The following is a 19,790-nucleotide window of genomic DNA, read 5'->3' on the forward strand; positions in this document are numbered from 1 at the left end:
ACCGCTTCTCCGCCAGCCAGGTCAATGGTCTACACTAAACAGCCGGGCAGGGCTTGACGACTTTTCCCCCTGAATGCGTCTTCGCGCTTCCCGATATTGTTGCTCATTTCTCTCACCGGCGATAAGGAGGACCCGTGAAATATATCGCTATTAGCCAACCGGGCGGCCCGGAGGTATTGCAGATCCGCGAAGGAGAAATCCCTGCTATTGGGGAGAATGAGGTGCTCATTGCGGTGAAGGCCGCCGGCGTCAACCGGCCGGATATCCTGCAGCGCCAGGGGCTGTACCCTATGCCCACGGGCGTCACTCCCGTACCTGGCCTGGAGGTGGCGGGCGTAGTCGTTGAGGTCGGCGCGCTGGTCACAGCGTTTACGCCCGGCGATCGCGTTTGTGCGCTAACCAACGGTGGCGGCTATGCCGAATACTGCGCCGTGCCGGCAGGCCAGACGCTGCCGATCCCGGCGGGTCTGAGCTTTACCGAAGCGGCCGCCATTCCGGAAACGTTCTTCACCGTCTGGGCGAACGTATTCCAGCTGGGTAAGCTGCAGCCTGGCGAAAGCATCCTGATCCACGGCGGCGCCAGCGGGATTGGCACCACCGCGGTCCTGCTGTGCCACGCGCTGGGGATGACCGTCTATGCCACCGTCGGCCAGGACGAAAAAATCGCTGCCCTCCGTCCCTATGCTACGGCGATTAACTACAAAACCGATGATTTTGCGGAGAAAATCGGCCAGCTGACCTATGATGAAGGCGTGGATGTCATTCTGGATATCGTTGGCGGCCCTTACTTTAACCGCAACCTTGGGCTACTGAAAAAGGATGGACGGCTGGTGATCATCGGCTTTATGGGCGGACGAATCGCTCATGAGGTTGATATTCAGACCCTGATGCTCAAGCGAGCCACCGTCACCGGCTCAACCATGCGCGGCCGGACGGCGGCGGAGAAACAGGAGATTGCCGAGGCGCTGCGGCGCCACGTCTGGCCGCTGCTTGAGGCAGGGAAATGCAAGCCGATGATCTACGCCAGCTATCCGATGGCGGAGGTTGCCGAGGCCCATGCCTGTCTGGACAGTGGTCAGCATCTGGGGAAAGTGGTGATCACGATGACGTCGTGAGACGCATCCCGGCGGGCAGCCGCCGGGATGGAGTCAGGGGAGGTTAAATCACGCCCTGGGCCAGCATGGCATCCGCGACCTTCACGAAACCGGCGATATTCGCGCCGCGCACGTAGTTGGTCTGCTTCGCTTCGCCGCCGTACTGCACGCAAGCGTGGTGGATATCCAGCATGATGTGATGCAGACGGGCATCCACTTTTTCCGCTTTCCAGCCCATGCGCGCGGCGTTCTGCGCCATCTCCAGACCGGAAGTCGCCACGCCGCCGGCGTTGGCCGCTTTGCCCGGGGCAAACAGCACGCCAGCTTCCAGGAACAGGTCGGTTGCGGCGATGGTGGTCGGCATGTTGGCGCCTTCCGCCACGGCCTTGACGCCATTGGCAATCAGCTGGCGGGCGGCATCGACGTCCAGTTCATTCTGGGTCGCGCAAGGCAGGGCGATATCCACCGGCACTGACCACGGCTGCTGGCCTTCAAGATAGGTGAGGCCAAATTCGCGGGCGTAGTCGGCCACGCGGCCATGGGCACGCTCTTTAATGTCGATCAGGCGGGCCAGTTTTTCTTTGGTGAAGCCCGCTTCGTCAACGACGGTGCCATTGGAGTCGGAGGCCGTGACCACCCGCGCGCCAAGCTCCATCGCTTTCTCAATGGCGTATTGCGCGACGTTGCCGGAGCCGGAAACCGCCACGCGAGCGCCTTCGAAGCCGAGGCCGTGACGTTTGAGCATCGCTTCGGTGAAGTAGATCAGGCCGTAACCGGTGGCTTCCGGACGGATCAGGCTGCCGCCAAAGGAAAGGCCTTTACCGGTGAAGACGCAGGCGCTGTTGTTGGAGAGCTTGCGCATCATCCCGGCCATAAAGCCGACCTCGCGGCCGCCGACGCCGATATCGCCCGCCGGTACGTCGGTATCCGGGCCAAGGTGGCGATAAAGCTCGGTCATCAGCGCCTGGCAGAAGCGCATCACTTCGCCATCGCTCTTGCCTTTAGGATCGAAATCGCTGCCGCCTTTCCCGCCGCCCATCGGCAGGGTGGTCAGGGCGTTTTTGAAGGTCTGCTCGAAGCCAAGGAATTTGAGAATCGACAGGTTAACCGACGGATGGAAACGCATCCCGCCTTTATACGGGCCGATGGCCGAGTTGAACTGCACACGCCATGCGCGGTTGACCTGGACCTGATTGCGGTCATCAACCCACACTACGCGGAACTGGATCACGCGCTCCGGTTCCACCAGACGTTCCAGCAAAGCAAGCTGACGATAGCGCGGATTTTCCTCAAGGAAAGGCCACAGGGTGGTCATCACCTCCCGGACGGCTTGAGCAAATTCGGTTTGATGAGGATCGCGCTGTTGAACGCGGGTGAGAAAGCCTTCCAGAGTGCACGTCTGATCCATAGATATAAGGTCCCCTTATGGTTGTGGTTGCATGTATTTATTATGATTCGGTCCTTGAAAAAACCGATTTTCCGACTATAACACCGCTAATCCTTAGGCAAGCAAGGAAAAATTAAGCCGACAACAAAATTTATAATTGGCCGCCCGTCATAACTAAAAGCGATGACGAGGCGGCGGGCGGATCAGCGGACGGAAAGGGTGGGACGCTGGGCAATAAAGGCGCGCAGTAGAGGGATATCGGCCGGGGCGAGATCGAGGGCCAGCGCTTCTGTGGGAAGGCACCAGCGCAGCTGACTATGATAGTGGGCCAGCGGTATGCCCTGAAAGTGCGGCACCCACCAGGCGTGCAAATGGATCTGGCGACCGGAGACTTCCCGCTGATGGCTGGCGATATAGCATGTCGGGTGGGCGATGATGCCCATCTCCTCCTGTAGCTCGCGGGCCAGCGCCTGTGGCTGGCTTTCACCAGGCTCCACTTTGCCGCCAGCGAACTCCCACATCCCCGGCTGGTCGGCGTGGGGTGGACGCTGCGCCAGCAAAATCTTGCCATCCTGTTCAATAATGGCCGCGACAACATCAATCATTTTTAGCATAAGCATCAACGTTAATAGGACGAATCTGGCCTATTATCACCGCCATAGACCTTGACTGACAACCGCCAACCCTGCTGGAGACCTCCGTGCTTGATAGCCACCTGCATCCGCGCCTCAAACCCCTGCTTAACGCTGTCGCCGGCGCGCTTGACCGCCCGGGTATTTCACCGGACGGGCTGACGCTGCTCGGTTTTGCCATCGGTGTGCTGGCTCTGCCCTTTCTGGCGCTGGGGTGGTATAGCGCGGCGCTGGTCGCTATTCTCCTCAACCGCCTGCTGGATGGTCTGGACGGCGCTCTGGCGCGGCGGCGCGGGCTCACGGACGCGGGGGGCTTTCTCGATATCGCACTGGATTTTCTCTTCTACGCCCTGGTGCCGTTCGGCTTTATTCTGGCAGATCCGCTGAACAATGCCCTGGCGGGGGCCTGGCTGCTGTTTGCCTTTATCGGCACCGGCAGCAGCTTTCTCGCCTTTGCCGCACTGGCGGCCAGGCATCAGATCGCCAATCCCGGCTACGCCCATAAATCGCTGTACTATCTTGGGGGCCTGACGGAGGGGACGGAGACCATCCTGTTGTTTGTCCTCGGCTGCCTGTTTCCGGCGCATTTCGCCTGGCTGGCGTGGCTGTTTGGCGCGCTGTGCTGGCTGACGACGGCGACGCGCATCTGCAGTGGCTACCAGACCTTAAAGCGGGTGACGACCACAGCGTAAACGGGGTATCGCGCGTCGCCGACAAAGGGCGACGCGCTGAGGCGGGGCGAGTTACTGACTGCTTTCCGGGCCACGCTCTCCGCGGGCGACCGGATTGTGCGGGTTGCTGCTCCATTCGTACCAGCCGCCGTCGTACACCGCGACGTGCGGCCAGCCCATGGCGCGGGCATACATAAAGGTTTCCGAGGCCCGCCAGCCGGTCCCGCAATAGAACGCCACTTGCTGGCTCGGCAGAATGTTCCACTGGTGCCACAGGGCAGCGATATCGTCGGCGCTGCGCATGGTGCCGTCCGGGTTATGGAAATCCTCCATGTGCGTGGAGTCGCTCCCGGCGTGGCCCCAGCGGGCGCCAGCGATGTCACCCTTCGGCTTGATATAGCTGTAGCCGCTGGTGGTGCCGATAAACTCCGGCCACGAGCGGACGCTGACCAGCGAGGCGTCCTGACGATGCAGCAGCCCGCGGGCTTGTTCGGTATCCAGCATCAGCTGCGGCTGGCCGGGGATCGGCGCGCCGAAGTCCTGCGCCGGCTGCTGCGCCGGCGGCATGCCGCGCTCGACCGGCAGCCCGGCGTCGGACCAGGTCTGCCAGCCGCCGTCAAGCAGGCGCACGTCTTTGACCCCGGCGTACAGCATGATCTGCGCCACCCGCGCTGCGGCGTAGACGTCGCGACCGTAGAGGATCACCGTGGTGTCATGCCGGATGCCGTGCTTCGCCAGCATCGCTTTCAGCTGTGCGTCGGACACTTTATTCCACAGCGGTTCGCTTTCCACCTCATTGGTATCGATATAGCCCGCGCCAGGGATATGGCTCAGCAGATAGAGTTTCGGCGCTCCCCACGCGGCTTCGAACACTTTCCAGTCGCCGGTCGGGGCGGCGGCTACGCGTTTTCCCTGCTGCAGGTCGTGCAGCCACTGGGGGTAGACCAGCTGTTCAAAGTGCGGCAGCTTTTGCAGGCGGTCGGTCTGGCTCAGCGCATCGCTCAGCGTGCTGAGCCGGGTGAAGCCCGCTTGTTTCAGTCGTGCCGCCACGCTGGCGTTATCCTCCGGACTGCCGTACAGCGCGACGGGGGTATCCGGCTGGAGCTGGTGCTGCTTAGCCCAGGCGCGGAGCTGATCGTCGCTCATGGCGCCGAGCCAGCGGGCGGAAAGATTAAGGGCCTGCGGCTCATGACCTTCGGGGCCGTTGGCGCGCTGCGGCCAGCCGTTGTAATAAGCGCTCAGCCGGGTATCGATGGCCACGCCGTGCTGCTGTTGCAGATGAGATAAGGTGAGCGCTGGCATGGTTTCAGCGGCGCAGGTGGTGGAAGCAGCAAGCCCCATGAGCAGGGCGAGTGCGGTCAATTGAGAAACACGTTTCATCGAAATGCCCGACGGTAAAAAGTGGAGGGCGTATTCTCCGCTCGCCAGGCGCCGATTTCTTTGCGGTAACGCAGGTTTGTACGCTATTGCTCTTCATTGCCAGGTCTCCATCGCCAGGCAGCGCCCTGTCGGCGGACCGTCCCCGCGATCGTGGGTGACGAGGATTGCCGGAATGGCCTGGCGGGCCAGTTCCTCGAAGACCCAGCGGCGGAACGCGGCGCGCAGAGGGACATCCAGGCGGCTGAAGGGCTCATCGAGCAGCAGTGCCTCGGGGCGCGCCAGCAGCGCGCGCAGCAGGCTCACCCGCGCCCGCTGTCCCCCGGAGAGTGTGGCCGGATCGCGTGGGGCGAAGCCATGCAGCCCGGCGCGGCTGAGCGCTTGCTCCACCGCGGCTTTTCGCGCCTCGCCGCGCACGCTCTCCGGCAGCGCCAGCTGTAAATTTTGCCCGACGCTGAAATGGTCGAACAGTAGCGGGTCCTGAAACAGGATGCCGATGCGTCGATGCTCCGTCGGCAGCGTATCGCAGCGCCGTCCATTGAGCCACAGCTCGCCCACGGCGCGGAAATCGCCGTCCAGGGCGCCAATCATCCACGCAAACAGCGTCGATTTTCCGCTGCCGGAAGGGCCCATCAGCGTCAGCACCTCACCCGGGGCTACCGAAAAGGCGACCTCCCGCAGCAGCGGCTGGCGTTTCACGCTCAGGGTCAGATGGTTTACGGTTAGCACTAGCGAAGTCCTCGTCGATAGCGGCCCGCCAGCCAGGCCAGCAGGGCCGTCAGGGTAAAGCATACCGCCGGCAGCAGTAATTGCCACAGCGCCTGGGCGGCGAGCGTCTGCGCCTCGCCACCGCTGCTGAGCGCCACCGCCTGGCTGGTGAGCGTCGGAATTCGGCCAGCCCCCAGCCATAGCGTCGGCAGATACTGCGCGATGCTCACGGAAAAGCCCACCGCCAGCGCGGTCAGCAGCGGGCGGGTCAGCGAGGGCAGGGTCAGCAGCCAGAAAATACGCATGGGCCCCCAGCCGAGCGTGCGGGCGATAATCGCCATCCGCGGGTCGCGTTGTCGCCAGGCCGGGCGCAAAATAAACAGCATCCATGGCACCACCCACAGCAGATGGCCCCACAGGACGGTCCACCATTCGCCATCAAGCCAGGCATACAGCGCCAGCCGGTACTGGCCAGCGGCCAGCGGCAGGGCCGGCAGGACCAGCGGCAGCCAGACCCAGCCATCCCCTCGTGCCGGACCACAGGCCAGCCACAGCAGGCAGACAGCCGCGCCGAGGGCGCAGGCCGTCAGCGCCAGGCCAAGGCTGTTGCCCAGGGCATCCATCTGCGGCGGCGCCGAGCGCGCCAGCCCCGCCAGCAACAGGGCGCCCAGCAGACCGCTCAGCGGCAGCAGCGTCGCCAGCAGGCGGCCGGGCAGGGCATGAGGATGAGGATGACGAACACCGCGCAGATCGGGCTGATACTGGCGCTGTAGACGCCAACCCCCCCATGCCAGCAGCGCCAGTCCGCCAAGAACCGCCATCAGCAGCAGGCTGGCCAGCGCCCCTTTGGCCTGCTGCAGGTCATCGCCCTGGCTTAACCACTGCCACGCCAGCACGGCGAGAGTGGGCGGATTGCCGGGCCCCAGCACCAGGGCGACATCGACCGCCGACAGACTCCAGGCGGTGGTGGCCAGCAGCACCATACCGAGGGCGGGCAGCAGCGCTGGCAGCACCAGCCAGCGCAGGCACTGCCAGCGGCCGTAGCCGAGGCTCTTCATCGCTGTCGCCTGGTCGGCGAGGCGTTTCTCCCCCAGCAGGCCATAGATCACCCACAGCACAAAGGCGCTCTCTTTCAGGGCCATCGTCAGGCCAAGTCCGATGCCATACCGGTCAACCGGCGGCGTCAGAAGCGGCAGCCACTGCCAGATCCAACCCCCTTCGGCGAACAGTAGCAGCGCCGCCGTCGCCAGGGCAAGATGGGGTACCGCCAGCAGCAGCGGCAGACGGGAAGCCAGCCGCCGCCAGCGGACCGAGGGCCAGAGGGCAGCGACGACGGTCAGGGCGATCAGCAGCGCGCCGCCGACGGACAGCAGCGTCGAAACGAGCGTGGCGGCCAGCGCCTGACCCAGCTGCGGGTCGGCGAACAGCGCCCGCCAGTGGGCCGGGGAGCGCGCAGCGCCCACCAGTCCCCCGGCGGCGGGGAGCAACGGCAGATAGATCGCCGCCATCGCCCCCCAGGCCAGCAGGATCAGTGGGTACCGTAGCGACGCAGCCATTCCTGCTCCAGCGCGTCAACCCACGCCGCATGCGGCTCGGCAAGCACCGGCGGCAGATCCTGCGGCACGGCAGCCGCCAGCGCCTGGCGCTGGCCGTCAGGCAGACGCTGTGGATCCAGTACGCTCGGATCGCCCCAGACGGCGGCATCGGCCTTGCGCAGCTGCGCTTCAGGCGAGAGCAGGAAATTGGCCACTACTTTGGCGCCAGCGACGGCGCGGGCGTTAGCCGGGATGGTAACGAAATGGACGTTGCCGAGGGTCCCCGCGGTAAAGCCGAAGCTGTAGCTGTCCGTCGGTAATTCGCCGCTGGCGGCTTTCTGCCGGGCGTGCAGCGGGTTAAACGTGAGCGATAAGCGGAGGGTGCCATTGTTGAGCATGGCATCCATGCGGGCCGGCGACGCCGGGAAATCCTTGCCCGCCCGCCACAGGGCCGGGTGTAGCTCATCAAGATAGCGCCACAGCGGGGCCGTGACCGCCGCGAAGGTCGCCGCCTGCGGCGGCTGGCGCAGGGCGGCTGGCTGGTCGGTGAGGGCAATCAACAGTTGCTCCAGCAGGGCGGTGCCAGTGAAGTCCGGCGGCCGCGGATAGGTCACGCTGCCGGGATGGGCTCTGGCGAAGGCCAGCAGCGCCTGTGGGCTGGTGGGCGGCTGCGGGGTTTGCCCGCGGCGGGCGATAAACGTCAGCTGGGCGCTGCCCCACGGCGACTCGGCACCGTCGGTGGCGACAGAAAAATCTTCCCGAACTGGTTTTTGCAGATCGACGTAGCGCCAGTTGGGCAGCGTTCCTGCCCAGCCGGTAAGCAGCAGGTTGGCCTGCTTAAGCGTGCGAAAGTTTTCGCCGTTGATCCACAGCAAATCTATTGATCCGCCCCGCTGACGGCCAGCCTGCGCCTCGCTCTGGATACGTTTCACTGCGTCGGCGGCGTCGGCGATGGGGACAATACGCAGGTCGATCGCGTAGTGGCGTTTGACCTCCTCGCTGACCCACGCCAGATAGCGGTTGACGGCCGGGTCGCCGCCCCAGGCGTTAAACCAGACGGTCTGCCCGCGGGCATCCGTCTGGATCTGTCGCCAGCTGTCGTCGGCATTAACCGCCAGCGGCCAGAGCAGCAGCAGGCACAGACAGAGGCTGTAATCACGCAAACGGCGCATCGTTACTCCTTATTCTGCGAGGAAGAGGTGGGCATCTGACACAACCCCTGGGCCGGGATAGCCATCGCGGCATTGAACCGCGCCGATAAATTTTGCAGGCCAATCAGGGCAGTCAGCTCGGTGAGCGCCCTGGCGTCAAAGTGCGCGGCCAGCGTGCTGCGCAGGGCATCATCCACTGCCGGGGGCGTCTGGGTGGCGGCTTCGGCATAGGCCAGCGCCAGACGCTCTTTGTCGTTGAACAGCGTACTGCTGCGCCAGTCGGCGACCGCCAGCAGCTTGTCCTGGCTCCCGCTCCGCGCCGCGAGGGTCATGCTGGTGATATCGATACAAAATTCGCAGTGGCACAGCTGGGCGATGCGGGCGCTGACCAGCGAGCGCAGCACCGGATCCAGCGGCGAGCGGCGGCGTTCAATGTAGCCCACGAACAGCGAAACCAGGTAAAACAGCCATGGGATCCGTCCCCACCAGCGAATGGGGCTCAGCACCTGGCCGTAATGCCGGCGGTGCAGCCAGGCCTGCGGACGAAGGATCAGGGGGACAGAATCCAGCGGGGGTAAGCTCATGGCGAGGATCTCTTATGACGTTCACGGTAAATATTTTTGGCGATGGAGATGACTACCGCCAGGGCAAAAAGCAGCGAAAGCCCGGTGGCCAGCCAGAAGGTGCCCCCGGTGAGGAGACTCCCGGCCCAGGAATAGACAATGGTCGCCGGCAGCTGGCCCACGCCGGTGGCCAGCATAAAAGGCCAGAAGCGCAGCGAGGTCAGTCCGGCGGCATAGCTGACCGGGTCAAACGGGACAAACGGCAGCAGGCGGCAGACCAGGATCGTCTGCGGGCCAAAGCGGGTGAAATAGCCGTCGACGCTGCGCAGCACCGCGCGGCCGGTGAGTTTTTCCACCACTTCGCGCCCCAGCGCTCTGGCGATGCAGAAGCAGAGCCCGGCCCCGACCATGGCGCTGAACCACGACAGCGCCCCGCCCCAGAAGGCGCCGAACAGGGCAGCGTTCGCCAGGGTAATCAGGAAAGCCGGCAGCGGAGCGACGATCGCCTGGAGGATCATCAGCGCAAAAGAGACCAGCGCGGCCTGCGGCCCCCAGGCAGCGATAAACCCTCTGACATGCTGCGGATCCAGCGACGCTAACGCCGTCAGACTCTGCTGCAGAAAGGCACGCCCGCCGGGTAACCACCACCAGGCGGCCAGCCCGGCGACGGCCACCACCGCAAGGGCCAGCCGGGCGCGGCGCAGGTGACGGCGATCAGGTTGGGTCATGGCGAACCTCCTCGCCGGGCGTTGCCACACGGCGGGCGCGGGCAAACCGTTTGCCTATCTGTACCAGGGCAAACAACAGCCCGCCGGCGAGGCTCAGTTTGAGCGCGAAGGCGAGGGTCACCCCCTCGCGGGCCAGTTCGCTGGCCATGACTGAATAGATGACCAGACCTGGCAGGGTGGTCACGGCGGAGATCAGGGTAAAGGGCCAGAAAGGGATCGCCGTCAGGCCGTAGGCGTAATTCTGAATGTTGTAGGGAAAGAGCGGCACCAGGCGGGTGAGGATCAGGAAATCGCAGCCGCTGCGGGCGATACCGCGCTCAATCGCCTGGAAGACGGCGGTATGGCCCACATAGCGCTGTAGCAGATCGCGCCCAAGCCAGCGGGCGATTAAAAACGACAACGCAGAGGCGAGGGTAGCGGCGGCAAACGAGAGCAGGGAGCCTGTCAGCGGGCCAAAGAGCATCCCGCCGGCGATCACCAGCAGGCTGCCGGGGATGAGACAAAGGGTGGCAATGATAAATAGCGCAACATAGACCAGATATCCCCAGGCGCCATGATGGCGCAGGGTGTCCTGAAGCAGATGCAGGTGAGTCAGCAGATCGTGGAGACCGACGCGATGGCTGATCACGGCCAGCGTGGCCACCAGCGCGAGAAGTCCCAGCCCTTTACCAATGGCCGGATGATGGCTTCTTTTGCATGAGGGGTTCTCCTGTACAGCCTGGACGCGGTGGACATCAAAAAGTGCGCGCGACAGTATCCTGTTCAGACGACGGTCACAATGGTTTACCGTCGCTTTGTTGATTTTGCTCAGGAAATTCTGCCCCCCGCACAGCGGGAGGCGAGAGAAGGGCGTGAATTATGACCGGAAGGTGGCCCACACCGGCGCGTGGTCGGACGGTTTTTCCATCCCACGGATCTCATAATCGATCCCGGTCTCCACGCAGCGCTGCGCCAGAGGCTGGCTGGCCAGCAGCAGGTCAATGCGCAGCCCGCGGTTATCATCGAAGCCTTTGGAGCGATAATCAAACCACGAGAAGTGCTCCTGATTGTCCGGGTTAGCCTGACGCCAGGTATCCACCAGGCCCCAGCCCAGCAGGCGATCCATCCATTCCCGCTCTTCCGGCAGGAAGGAACATTTGCCGGTGCGCAGCCAGCGTTTGCGGTTCTCTTCACCGATACCGATATCGAGATCGGTGGGACTGATGTTCATATCGCCCATGATCAGCACCGGATTCTCTTTGTTGAGTTCGGTCTCCAGATAGTTCTGCAGATTCTGATAGAACGCCGCTTTGGCCGGGAATTTGGTTTCATGATCACGGCTCTCACCCTGCGGGAAATAACCGTTAATCACCGTGACGTTGCCGAAAGGCGACGGGATCTCCGCCATGATGATGCGGCGCTGAGCCTCTTCGCCATCGCCGGGAAAGCCGCGGCGGACGGCAATCGGCGTGTCTTTGGTCAGTAGCGCGACGCCATAATGGCCTTTTTGTCCATGATAAAAGACGTTATAGCCGAGTTTGGCGACCTCTTCGAGAGGGAACATATCGTCGTGAACTTTGGTTTCCTGCAGGCCAATCACGTCCGGCTGGTGTTTTTCGACGATGGCGGCCAGTTGGTGTGGGCGGGCGCGCAGGCCGTTGATATTAAAAGAGACGAATTTCATAGTCGCTGCCACTGTGCAAGGTGAATAGTGCATGGATGGTAGCAGAAATTCGCCAGGCTGGCTGCCACCGGATGCGTCATTCTGCCAATCGCTGCGCATGAGCGTGCCGTGGGTGCCCCTTTTGCGGGCATGCCGCGCCAAAAAAGGGCAAATAGTTACGATAAATTTCGCAGAGGATCACAATTACAGAATTATATCTTACCATTGCATAACTTATCTTCTTTAATCACTGTTTATCCCCCTTTGTCGGATACTTATTCACTATATATGCATTTTATGTGAATAGCATTCGGTTGTAACTCCTTGATTTTGCGTTATCTCATCCGGTTTATGCATTTTTATCGCTGGCTGGCACGAACCGTGCAATCTACATTTACAGCGTAATAACTCATATTTATTAACATTATTGCTACTTTTAATTTACCGGAAGAGGTCGATATGTCTCAGTCAATTACGCGTAACCACTTTGATGAATGGATGATGCCGGTCTACGCGCCAGCGGCGTTTATTCCGGTGCGGGGCGCCGGGTCGCGGCTGTGGGATCAGCAGGGCAAAGAGTATATCGATTTTGCCGGCGGCATCGCCGTGAACGCGCTCGGGCACGCCCATCCGCGTCTGGTGCAAGCCCTGACCGACCAGGCCGGCAAATTCTGGCATACCGGCAACGGCTACACCAATGAGCCGATCCTGCGTCTGGCCAAAATGCTTATCGATGCCACCTTCGCCGACCGGGTCTTCTTCTGTAACTCCGGCGCTGAGGCCAATGAGGCGGCGCTCAAGCTGGCGCGTAAATATGCCCACGATCGCTTTGGCAGCGAGAAAAGCGGCATCGTCGCCTTTCAGAACGCTTTCCACGGGCGGACCCTGTTCACCGTCTCGGCGGGCGGTCAGCCGGCCTATTCCCGGGATTTCGCCCCGCTGCCGCCACAGATCCAGCATGCGGTGTTTAACGATCTCGACTCGGCAAAGGCCTTAATCAATGACCAGACCTGCGCGGTGATCGTCGAGCCGGTGCAGGGCGAAGGGGGCGTGGTGCCGGCCAGCGGCGAATTTTTACGCGGCCTGCGCCAGCTTTGCGACCAGCACAACGCTCTGCTGATTTTCGATGAAGTGCAGACCGGGGTCGGGCGCACCGGCGAGCTGTATGCCTATATGCACTACGGCGTGACGCCCGATGTGCTGACCACCGCCAAAGCGCTGGGCGGCGGTTTCCCTATCGGCGCGCTGCTGGCGACAGAGGCCTGCGCCAGCGTGATGACCGTCGGCACCCACGGCACCACCTACGGCGGCAACCCGCTGGCCGGGGCGGTGGCCGGCGAGCTGCTGTCGATCGTCAACACCCCGGAAGTCCTCTCCGGCGTCAGACAGCGCCACCAGTGGTTTTGTGAACGTCTGCAGGCGATCAACGCCCACTATGGCCTGTTCAAGGAGATCCGCGGCCTGGGACTGCTGCTCGGCTGCGTGCTGAATGACGCCTGGGCCGGGAAGGCGAAAACGCTCAGTAACCTGGCGGCGGAAGAGGGGGTGATGATCCTGATCGCCGGCGCTAATGTGGTGCGTTTTGCGCCGGCGCTGAACGTCAGTGAAGAAGAGGTGAATAGCGGGCTGGATCGCGTCGAGCGGGCCTGCGCGCGTTTCGTGGCAGGAGTCTCATCATGATGGTTATTCGACCGGTGGAGCCGGGCGATTTGCCCGGGCTGCTGAAGCTGGCAGCGGAGACCGGCGGCGGGCTGACCTCGCTGCCGGTGGATGAAGCGACCCTCGCGGCGCGGATCGCCCGCTCGCAGCAGACCTGGCGCGGCGAGCTACCGAAAAGCGAGCAGGGCTATGTCTTTGTGCTGGAGGAGAGCGAAAGCGGCGCGGTGGTGGGTATCTGCGCGATCGAGGTGGCGGTGGGGCTCAACGATCCCTGGTATAACTACCGGGTCGGCACCCAGGTCCATGCCTCGAAGGAGCTCAACGTCTATCAGGCGTTGCCGACGCTGTTTCTCAGCAACGATCATACCGGCAGCAGTGAGCTGTGTACCCTGTTCCTCGACCCGCAGTGGCGCAAAGAGGGCAATGGCTATCTGCTGTCGAAATCGCGCTTCTTATTTATGGCCGCCTTTCGCGAACGATTTAATGAGAAGGTGGTCGCCGAGATGCGCGGGGTGATTGATGAGCAGGGTTACTCGCCGTTCTGGGAAAGCCTGGGCAAACGCTTTTTCGCCATGGAGTTTTCCCGCGCCGACTACCTGTGCGGCACCGGACAGAAGGCTTTCATTGCCGCCCTGATGCCCAAGCATCCGCTGTATATCGATTTCCTTTCCCCTGAGGCGCAGGCGGTGATCGGCAAGGTTCATCCGCAGACCGCCCCAGCCCGGACGGTGCTGGAGAAAGAGGGGTTCCGCTACCTGAACTACATCGATATTTTCGACGGCGGCCCGACTCTGGAGTGCGACATCGACCGGGTGCGGGCGATCCGCAAAAGCCGTCTGGTGACCACCGAGGCCGGTGAAACCCCACCCGGTGACTGGCCGCTGTGCCTGGTGGCGAACGAACAGTATCACCAGTTCCGCGCTCTGCTGGTGCATGCCGACCCGGATGGCGACACCCTGACCCTCAGCGCCCGCGAACTGGATATGCTGAAGTGTCATGACGGCGACCAGGTGCGCATGGTGCGCCTGATCCCTGAGGAGAAAACCGCATGAGTCTGTGGATTAACGGCGAGTGGCGGCCCGGCCGTGGGCCAGGTTTCAGTAAACAGGATCCGGTTAACCTGAAGGTTGTCTGGCAGGGCGAGGCGGCGGATGCCGGGCAGGTTGCCGAGGCGGTGGCGGCTGCCCGCCAGGCGTTCCCGGCCTGGGCGCGGCTACCGTTTGCCGCCCGTCAGGCGATCGTTGAAAAGTTTGCCGCCCTGCTGGAGGCCAGCAAGGCGGAGCTGACGGCGATGATCGGCGCCGAGACCGGAAAGCCACGCTGGGAGGCGGCCGGGGAAGTGACGGCGATGATCAACAAGGTGGCGATCTCGGTGAAGGCCTACCACGTCCGCACCGGCGAACAGCACAGCGATCTGCCCGACGGCGCCGCCACGCTGCGTCACCGGCCACATGGCGTGCTGGCGGTGTTTGGCCCCTATAACTTTCCCGGCCATCTGCCGAACGGGCACATCGTGCCGGCGCTGCTGGCGGGCAATACCGTGGTCTTTAAACCCAGCGAACTCACCCCGCGCAGCGGCGAAGCGGTGGTGAAACTATGGCAGCAGGCCGGCCTGCCCGCCGGGGTGCTCAACCTGGTGCAGGGCGGTCGGGAAACCGGCGAGGCGCTCAGCGGCCAGGCGGATATCGATGGGCTGCTGTTTACCGGCAGCTCAACCACCGGTTTTCATCTGCATCGCCAGCTGGCCGGGCAGCCGCAGAAGATCCTCGCGCTGGAGATGGGCGGCAATAATCCGCTGATCGTCGACGATCCGCGGGACGTGGATGCCGCGGTGCATCTGACCATCCAGTCCGCCCTTATTACCGCGGGCCAGCGCTGCACCTGCGCCCGCCGTCTGCTGGTCCGACGCGGAGAGGCGGGCGATGCCTTCCTCTCCCGGCTGGTGACGGTGAGCCAGCGGCTGATCCCGGCGGCGTGGGACGCCGAGCCGCAGCCGTTTCTCGGCGGGCTTATCTCGGCGCAGGCCGCGCAGAAAGTGCATCAGGCCTGGCTGCAGCGGGTCGCTGCTGGCGCGGCCACTCTGCTGGAGCCACGTTTATTGCAGGCCGGAACGTCGCTGCTGACGCCGGGAATTGTCGACATGAGCGACGTGGCCAATGTTGAAGATGAAGAGGTGTTTGGCCCGCTGCTTGGCGTCTGGCGCTACGACACTTTTGAGGAGGCAATTGCCTTAGCCAACGCCACCCGCTTCGGGCTCTCCTGCGGGTTAATCTCTCCGGAACGGGAGAAGTTTGATCGACTGCTGCTCGAAGCGCGGGCGGGGATAGTTAACTGGAACAAACCGCTGACCGGGGCGGCGAGTACCGCGCCGTTCGGCGGCACCGGCGCGTCTGGTAACCATCGTCCGGGGGCCTGGTATGCCGCCGATTATTGTGCCTGGCCGATGGCCAGCCTTGAATCACCGACGCTGACGCTGCCCACCAGCCTGAACCCGGGGCTCGACTTTCTGGCCGGGGAGGCGTCATGACCGCCCGTGAAGTCAACTTTGACGGTCTGCCCGGGCTGACCCACCACTACGCCGGGCTCTCCTTTGGCAACGAGGCCTCCACCCGGCATCGCCACCGGGTGTCGAACCCGCAGCTGGCGGCAAAGCAAGGGCTGAAAAAAATGAAAGCCCTCGCCGACGCCGGCTACCCGCAGGCGGTGATCCCGCCGCACGAGAGACCGAACGTGCCGCTCTTGCGCCAGCTGGGCTTTAGCGGCAGCGATGAGCAGGTGGTGGCCCGGGCGGCGCAGCAGGATCCGGATCTGCTGTCGGCGGTGAGTTCGGCTTCAGCGATGTGGGTGGCGAACGCGGCGACGGTCTGTCCCTCCGCCGATTCGCTGGATGGCCTGGTGCACCTGACGGTGGCGAATCTGCAGGATAAATTCCACCGCGCCAGCGAAGCACCGACCACAGAGGCGCTGTTGCAGGCGATTTTCCCGGACCGCACGCGATTTGCCATCCACCCGGCGCTGCCCGCCTCGGCCTGGTTTGGCGACGAAGGGGCGGCGAACCATAATCGTCTCGGCGGCGAGTATGGCGCCCCTGGCGTCCAGCTCTTTGTCTATGGCCGCCGCCGGGGGAGCGAGGAGGCGCCGTGTCGCTATCCGGCGCGGCAAACCCTTGAGGCCAGCCAGGCGGTGGCGCGCCTCAATCAGGTCAATCCTCGCCAGCTGATCTTCGCCCGCCAGCATCCGGCGGCGATCGACACGGGGGTTTTTCATAATGATGTCATCGCGGTGAGCAATCGTCAGGTCCTGTTCTGCCATGAACAGGCTTTTGCCGACCAGACCGCGCTTCTCCAGCAACTGGCGCAGCGGGTGCCGGGCTTTACGCCGCTGGTGGTCCCCGCCAGTCGGGTCACGGTGGCAGAGGCGGTTGCCACCTATCTGTTCAACAGCCAGCTGTTGAGCCGTGCGGATGGTAGCATGGCGCTGATCCTGCCCCACGAAGCGCAGGAGCATGCCGGCGTCTGGGAATACCTCAATGCGCTGCTGGCCGGGGACAACCCTATCGCCGCGCTACAGGTGTTCGATCTGCGCGAGAGTATGGCCAACGGCGGCGGTCCGGCGTGCCTGCGCCTGCGGGTGGTGTTGACGGCCGAGGAGTATCAGGCGGTCAATCCGCACGTCCTGATGAACGATACGCTGTTCGCCATCCTCAATGACTGGGTGGATCGCTACTATCGCGATCGTCTCACCCAGGCCGATCTCGCCGACCCGCAACTGCTGCGGGAAGGGCGTGACGCGCTGGATCGGTTGACCCAGATCCTACACCTCGGTTCGGTTTATCCATTTCAGCAATAAGGGGGCGCGGTGGAACACTTTCTGGCATTAACCCTGGCGGGGCGTTTGCCCCACCATTTTCACGGCGAGACGGCTCACTTTCGCTGGCACTGGTTGGGAGAGGGGATCCTCGAGCTGACGCCGCATGCGCGCTGCGAGCGCGGGCTGGTACTCTCCTGCGCTATTCATGGCAACGAAACGGCGCCGGTGGAGATTGTCGACCACCTGGTGCAGCGACTGGTCCGGGAGGCACTCCCGCTGCGCTGGCGGCTGCTGGTGATCGTCGGCAACCCACCGGCGCTGCGGGCGAATAAGCGCTATCTGCACAGCGATATGAACCGGATGTTTGGCGAGCGCTGGCGGCAGTTTCCGTCCAGTGAGGAGACGCAGCGGGCGCAGCGGCTGGAGCAGGCGGTGGCCCGCTTCTATCGCGACCACGATGGTCCGCGTTGGCACCTCGATCTGCATACCGCGATCCGCGGGTCGCTACATCCGTGCTTCGGCGTGCTCCCGGCCCGCGATACGCCGTGGGAGGAGGATTTTCTTCACTGGCTGGGCGGCGCCGGGCTGGAGGCGCTGGTGTTTCACCGCCAGCCAGGCGGGACCTTCACCCACTTCAGCTGCGAGCGGTTCGCGGCGCTGGCCTGCACCCTTGAGCTGGGCAAAGCGCTGCCGTTGGGTGAAAACGATCTGACGCAGTTTGCCGCCGCCGAAGGAGCGCTTTCCCGGCTGCTGGTGGGGGATCTGGCCATTGCCGATGCTCCGGCGCCGCTGCGCTACCGGGTGGTACAGCAGATCACTCGCCATAGCGATGATTTCCGCTTGCATATGGCGGATCAGACGCTGAACTTCACCCCCTTCGAACCCGGCACGCTGCTGGCGGAGGAGGGCGAGACGCGGTATGTGGTGGGGCCTGAGCCGGAGTATGTCCTGTTTCCCAATCCGACGGTGGCGAAGGGGCTGCGCGCTGGCCTGATGCTGGAGAAATTATCCTGAGGGCAAGCCGTCCGCCGGGCGGCCTGCTTTATTTCGCGCGTCTTTTTTCGCCATCTTATTTTTTCGTGCCCCAGTGTAAATTTGCAGATTATTCCTGGTAAAATGCTTTGTTTTTAATCTTCCCTCCTTTATACTCTCCATAATTTCTCTGCAAAACAGCAAGTTATTTATTTTTCATTGCAATTCTTCGTCAGAATTCCTTATTTTCTCCATAATTGGCGAGAAACTGTTTTTTACACTTTCATTGTTTTACTCTTGCTCTGACTAATTGACGATTAACGTCGTAAAGTTAATCTCGTCAACACGGCAACGCGCCGTAAGAATAACGTAAAGTAAGGATTGAATGATGAAGAAACTCACTGCACTGTTTGTTGCCTCTACTCTGGCTCTGGGCGCGGCTAACCTGGCACACGCCGCCGATACCACCACCGCGCCGAGCGACAGTAAGCCGATGATGATGCATCATAAAGGCGGCCCGGGTCAGCATGACATGATGTTTAAAGGCCTGAACCTGACCGATGCGCAGAAACAACAGATCCGCGACATCATGAAGAGCCAGCGTGAGAACATGAAGCGTCCGTCCCTCGACGAACGCCGCGCGATGCACGAGCTGATCGCCAGCGACACCTTCGATAAGGCGAAAGCGGAAGCGCAGATCGATAAGATGGAAGCGCAGCATAAAGCGATGGCGCTGTCTCGCCTGGAAACGCAGAACAAGATCTACAACATTCTGACTCCAGAGCAGAAAAAACAGTTCAATGCTAATTTTGAGAAGCATCTGACAGAACGCAACGCGCCGGCAGGTAAAATGCCTGCACCTGCTGAATAATTTAGCGAACTGAATCAAGACCGCCGGTCTTGCCCAATAATGCCATCAGGCGTTGGGCAGGGCCGGCGGTTTTTTTATTGGTGGTTTCTCAGCCAAGCGGGTGCAGCGGATAGTGACCGCTGAGCAAAGGCTTACAGAGGATCTTGTAACCATCCTGGTCGAATCCGGCGGGCAGACGGGTCAACTCCGCGGCCTGGTCGAGCGAGTCGACGGCCCCCAGCCACAGCCAGTTATGAATGACGTGATACTGCGTCATATCCGGGCCGCGCTCCTCCAGCGCCACTGGCCCCGCCCACGGCCAGCACACCAGCTGCAGTTTACTCATCTGCGCCAGCAAGCGCTCGCTGTGCGCCTCCACGCTCTCCTTTCCACAGCAGGCGCCGGCGCAGCGGCCCAGCGCGGAGCGAAAGCAGGCGCGGCCGCGGCTGAGCGGTTCCAGACCGAGCAGGCCGTAACAGAGGCGCTGTTCGTCGGCAAGGCTCTGCAGCATCTGCAGCGCCGCCCGCCGGTTGGCGAACAGGCCATAGAGATGCTGCTGGTGCGAGAAATCAACCTCTCGGGCATAGACAATCTGCGGCCGGTGGTCCGCAAGTAGCCAGGCGCAGAGCTGCTTGTTACGCCGTAGCCGCTTGTTAAACAGCGGCTGCTGCTCTTTAATCAGCCGCGCCTCCAGCAGCAGCGCTCCCAGCTCGCCTGCGGTGCGCTGCCAGGTGATACGCCGCGACTGACGCAGCATCGCGGCCTCTTCGGGCGTGCGCAGGTGAGATAACACGCGGCTGCGGAGGTTGACGCTCTTACCGATATAGAGCGGCATTGTGTCGCTGTCGCCGTGAAACTGATAGACACCCGGCAGCTTTGGCAGTGCCTCCAGCCACGGGCGAAGATGTTCGGGGTATTCATAGATCGCCGCCGCTTCAAATTCCAGACGCGGGGCAGATTGCTTTCTGGCCACAATAACTCCTGATACTGTCTATCTATCCAGTATAGCAG

General features: G+C 62.8%; 19 protein-coding genes. 8 read left to right on the top strand and 11 right to left on the bottom strand.

What is annotated here, in order from left to right; all coding sequences use genetic code 11:
• Window positions 1-134 precede the first annotated feature (134 nt).
• On the top strand, window positions 135-1,115 hold the full coding sequence (locus CWM58_RS00920; protein ID WP_100679980.1) for an NAD(P)H-quinone oxidoreductase: 981 nt from the start codon (window positions 135-137) through the stop codon (window positions 1,113-1,115).
• A 43-nt stretch (window positions 1,116-1,158) separates the two neighbouring features.
• On the opposite strand, the gene gdhA is transcribed toward CWM58_RS00920, so the two are convergent.
• Window positions 1,159-2,502 carry an NADP-specific glutamate dehydrogenase gene (gene gdhA, locus CWM58_RS00925; RefSeq protein WP_004176526.1) on the bottom strand — a complete coding sequence of 448 codons (1,344 nt, stop codon included), beginning with the start codon at window positions 2,500-2,502 and terminating at the stop codon, window positions 1,159-1,161.
• Window positions 2,503-2,684: 182 nt separating this feature from the next.
• Window positions 2,685-3,095, bottom strand: a complete 411-nt coding sequence (locus CWM58_RS00930) for a pyrimidine (deoxy)nucleoside triphosphate diphosphatase (RefSeq protein ID WP_100680557.1) — start codon at window positions 3,093-3,095, stop codon at window positions 2,685-2,687.
• An 86-nt stretch (window positions 3,096-3,181) separates the two neighbouring features.
• Between CWM58_RS00930 and CWM58_RS00935 the strand changes: the two genes are divergently transcribed.
• Window positions 3,182-3,805, top strand: coding sequence for a CDP-alcohol phosphatidyltransferase family protein (locus CWM58_RS00935; RefSeq protein ID WP_040975813.1), 624 nt, complete (start codon window positions 3,182-3,184; stop codon window positions 3,803-3,805).
• A 51-nt stretch (window positions 3,806-3,856) separates the two neighbouring features.
• Here the strand turns inward: CWM58_RS00935 and CWM58_RS00940 are convergent, their stop codons facing one another.
• The 8 genes from CWM58_RS00940 to xthA all read right to left on the bottom strand — a co-directional run bounded on the left by CWM58_RS00940 (window position 3,857) and on the right by xthA (window position 11,509).
• Window positions 3,857-5,164 (bottom strand): sulfurtransferase, encoded by a 1,308-nt coding sequence (locus CWM58_RS00940; RefSeq protein WP_100679981.1) that lies wholly within the window; start codon window positions 5,162-5,164, stop codon window positions 3,857-3,859.
• 93 nt (window positions 5,165-5,257) lie between these two features.
• Window positions 5,258-5,890, bottom strand: a complete 633-nt coding sequence (locus CWM58_RS00945) for an ATP-binding cassette domain-containing protein (RefSeq protein WP_100679982.1) — start codon at window positions 5,888-5,890, stop codon at window positions 5,258-5,260.
• Window positions 5,890-7,425, bottom strand: a complete 1,536-nt coding sequence (locus CWM58_RS00950; protein WP_100679983.1) for an ABC transporter permease subunit — start codon at window positions 7,423-7,425, stop codon at window positions 5,890-5,892. Before CWM58_RS00950 ends, CWM58_RS00945 begins: the two co-directional genes overlap by 1 nt.
• Window positions 7,398-8,576: an ABC transporter substrate-binding protein gene (locus tag CWM58_RS00955; protein WP_100679984.1), complete on the bottom strand. Its 1,179-nt coding sequence runs from the start codon at window positions 8,574-8,576 to the stop codon at window positions 7,398-7,400. The genes CWM58_RS00950 and CWM58_RS00955 overlap by 28 nt, the downstream gene beginning before the upstream one ends.
• A gap of 2 nt (window positions 8,577-8,578) precedes the next feature.
• On the bottom strand, window positions 8,579-9,139 hold the full coding sequence (locus CWM58_RS00960) for a carboxymuconolactone decarboxylase family protein (protein WP_100679985.1): 561 nt from the start codon (window positions 9,137-9,139) through the stop codon (window positions 8,579-8,581).
• The gene (locus tag CWM58_RS00965) at window positions 9,136-9,846 is read right to left on the bottom strand and encodes a TVP38/TMEM64 family protein (protein ID WP_061154934.1); all 711 of its coding nucleotides are present in this window, start codon (window positions 9,844-9,846) and stop codon (window positions 9,136-9,138) included. The genes CWM58_RS00960 and CWM58_RS00965 overlap by 4 nt, the downstream gene beginning before the upstream one ends.
• On the bottom strand, window positions 9,833-10,489 hold the full coding sequence (locus tag CWM58_RS00970; protein WP_100679986.1) for a TVP38/TMEM64 family protein: 657 nt from the start codon (window positions 10,487-10,489) through the stop codon (window positions 9,833-9,835). The genes CWM58_RS00965 and CWM58_RS00970 overlap by 14 nt, the downstream gene beginning before the upstream one ends.
• 213 nt (window positions 10,490-10,702) lie before the next feature.
• Window positions 10,703-11,509 (bottom strand): exodeoxyribonuclease III, encoded by an 807-nt coding sequence (gene xthA / locus CWM58_RS00975; RefSeq protein WP_061154932.1) that lies wholly within the window; start codon window positions 11,507-11,509, stop codon window positions 10,703-10,705.
• A 438-nt stretch (window positions 11,510-11,947) separates the two neighbouring features.
• Between xthA and CWM58_RS00980 the strand changes: the two genes are divergently transcribed.
• The 6 genes from CWM58_RS00980 to spy all read left to right on the top strand — a co-directional run bounded on the left by CWM58_RS00980 (window position 11,948) and on the right by spy (window position 18,800).
• Window positions 11,948-13,168, top strand: coding sequence for an aspartate aminotransferase family protein (locus CWM58_RS00980; RefSeq protein ID WP_100679987.1), 1,221 nt, complete (start codon window positions 11,948-11,950; stop codon window positions 13,166-13,168).
• Window positions 13,165-14,199 carry an arginine N-succinyltransferase gene (astA, locus tag CWM58_RS00985; protein WP_100679988.1) on the top strand — a complete coding sequence of 345 codons (1,035 nt, stop codon included), beginning with the start codon at window positions 13,165-13,167 and terminating at the stop codon, window positions 14,197-14,199. Before CWM58_RS00980 ends, astA begins: the two co-directional genes overlap by 4 nt.
• Window positions 14,196-15,674: a succinylglutamate-semialdehyde dehydrogenase gene (gene astD / locus CWM58_RS00990; protein ID WP_100679989.1), complete on the top strand. Its 1,479-nt coding sequence runs from the start codon at window positions 14,196-14,198 to the stop codon at window positions 15,672-15,674. The genes astA and astD overlap by 4 nt, the downstream gene beginning before the upstream one ends.
• Window positions 15,671-16,996, top strand: a complete 1,326-nt coding sequence (gene astB, locus CWM58_RS00995; RefSeq protein ID WP_100679990.1) for an N-succinylarginine dihydrolase — start codon at window positions 15,671-15,673, stop codon at window positions 16,994-16,996. Before astD ends, astB begins: the two co-directional genes overlap by 4 nt.
• 9 nt (window positions 16,997-17,005) lie before the next feature.
• Window positions 17,006-17,971: a succinylglutamate desuccinylase gene (gene astE / locus CWM58_RS01000; protein WP_100679991.1), complete on the top strand. Its 966-nt coding sequence runs from the start codon at window positions 17,006-17,008 to the stop codon at window positions 17,969-17,971.
• A gap of 343 nt (window positions 17,972-18,314) precedes the next feature.
• Window positions 18,315-18,800, top strand: coding sequence for an ATP-independent periplasmic protein-refolding chaperone Spy (gene spy, locus CWM58_RS01005; protein ID WP_072096650.1), 486 nt, complete (start codon window positions 18,315-18,317; stop codon window positions 18,798-18,800).
• An 88-nt stretch (window positions 18,801-18,888) separates the two neighbouring features.
• Here spy and cho read toward each other — a convergent pair whose 3' ends face one another.
• Window positions 18,889-19,752, bottom strand: a complete 864-nt coding sequence (gene cho, locus CWM58_RS01010) for an excinuclease Cho (protein WP_100679992.1) — start codon at window positions 19,750-19,752, stop codon at window positions 18,889-18,891.
• Window positions 19,753-19,790 lie beyond the last annotated feature (38 nt).

The sequence above is a fragment of the Klebsiella sp. H-Nf2 genome, assembly GCF_002806645.1.
GTDB lineage: Bacteria > Pseudomonadota > Gammaproteobacteria > Enterobacterales > Enterobacteriaceae > Klebsiella > Klebsiella variicola.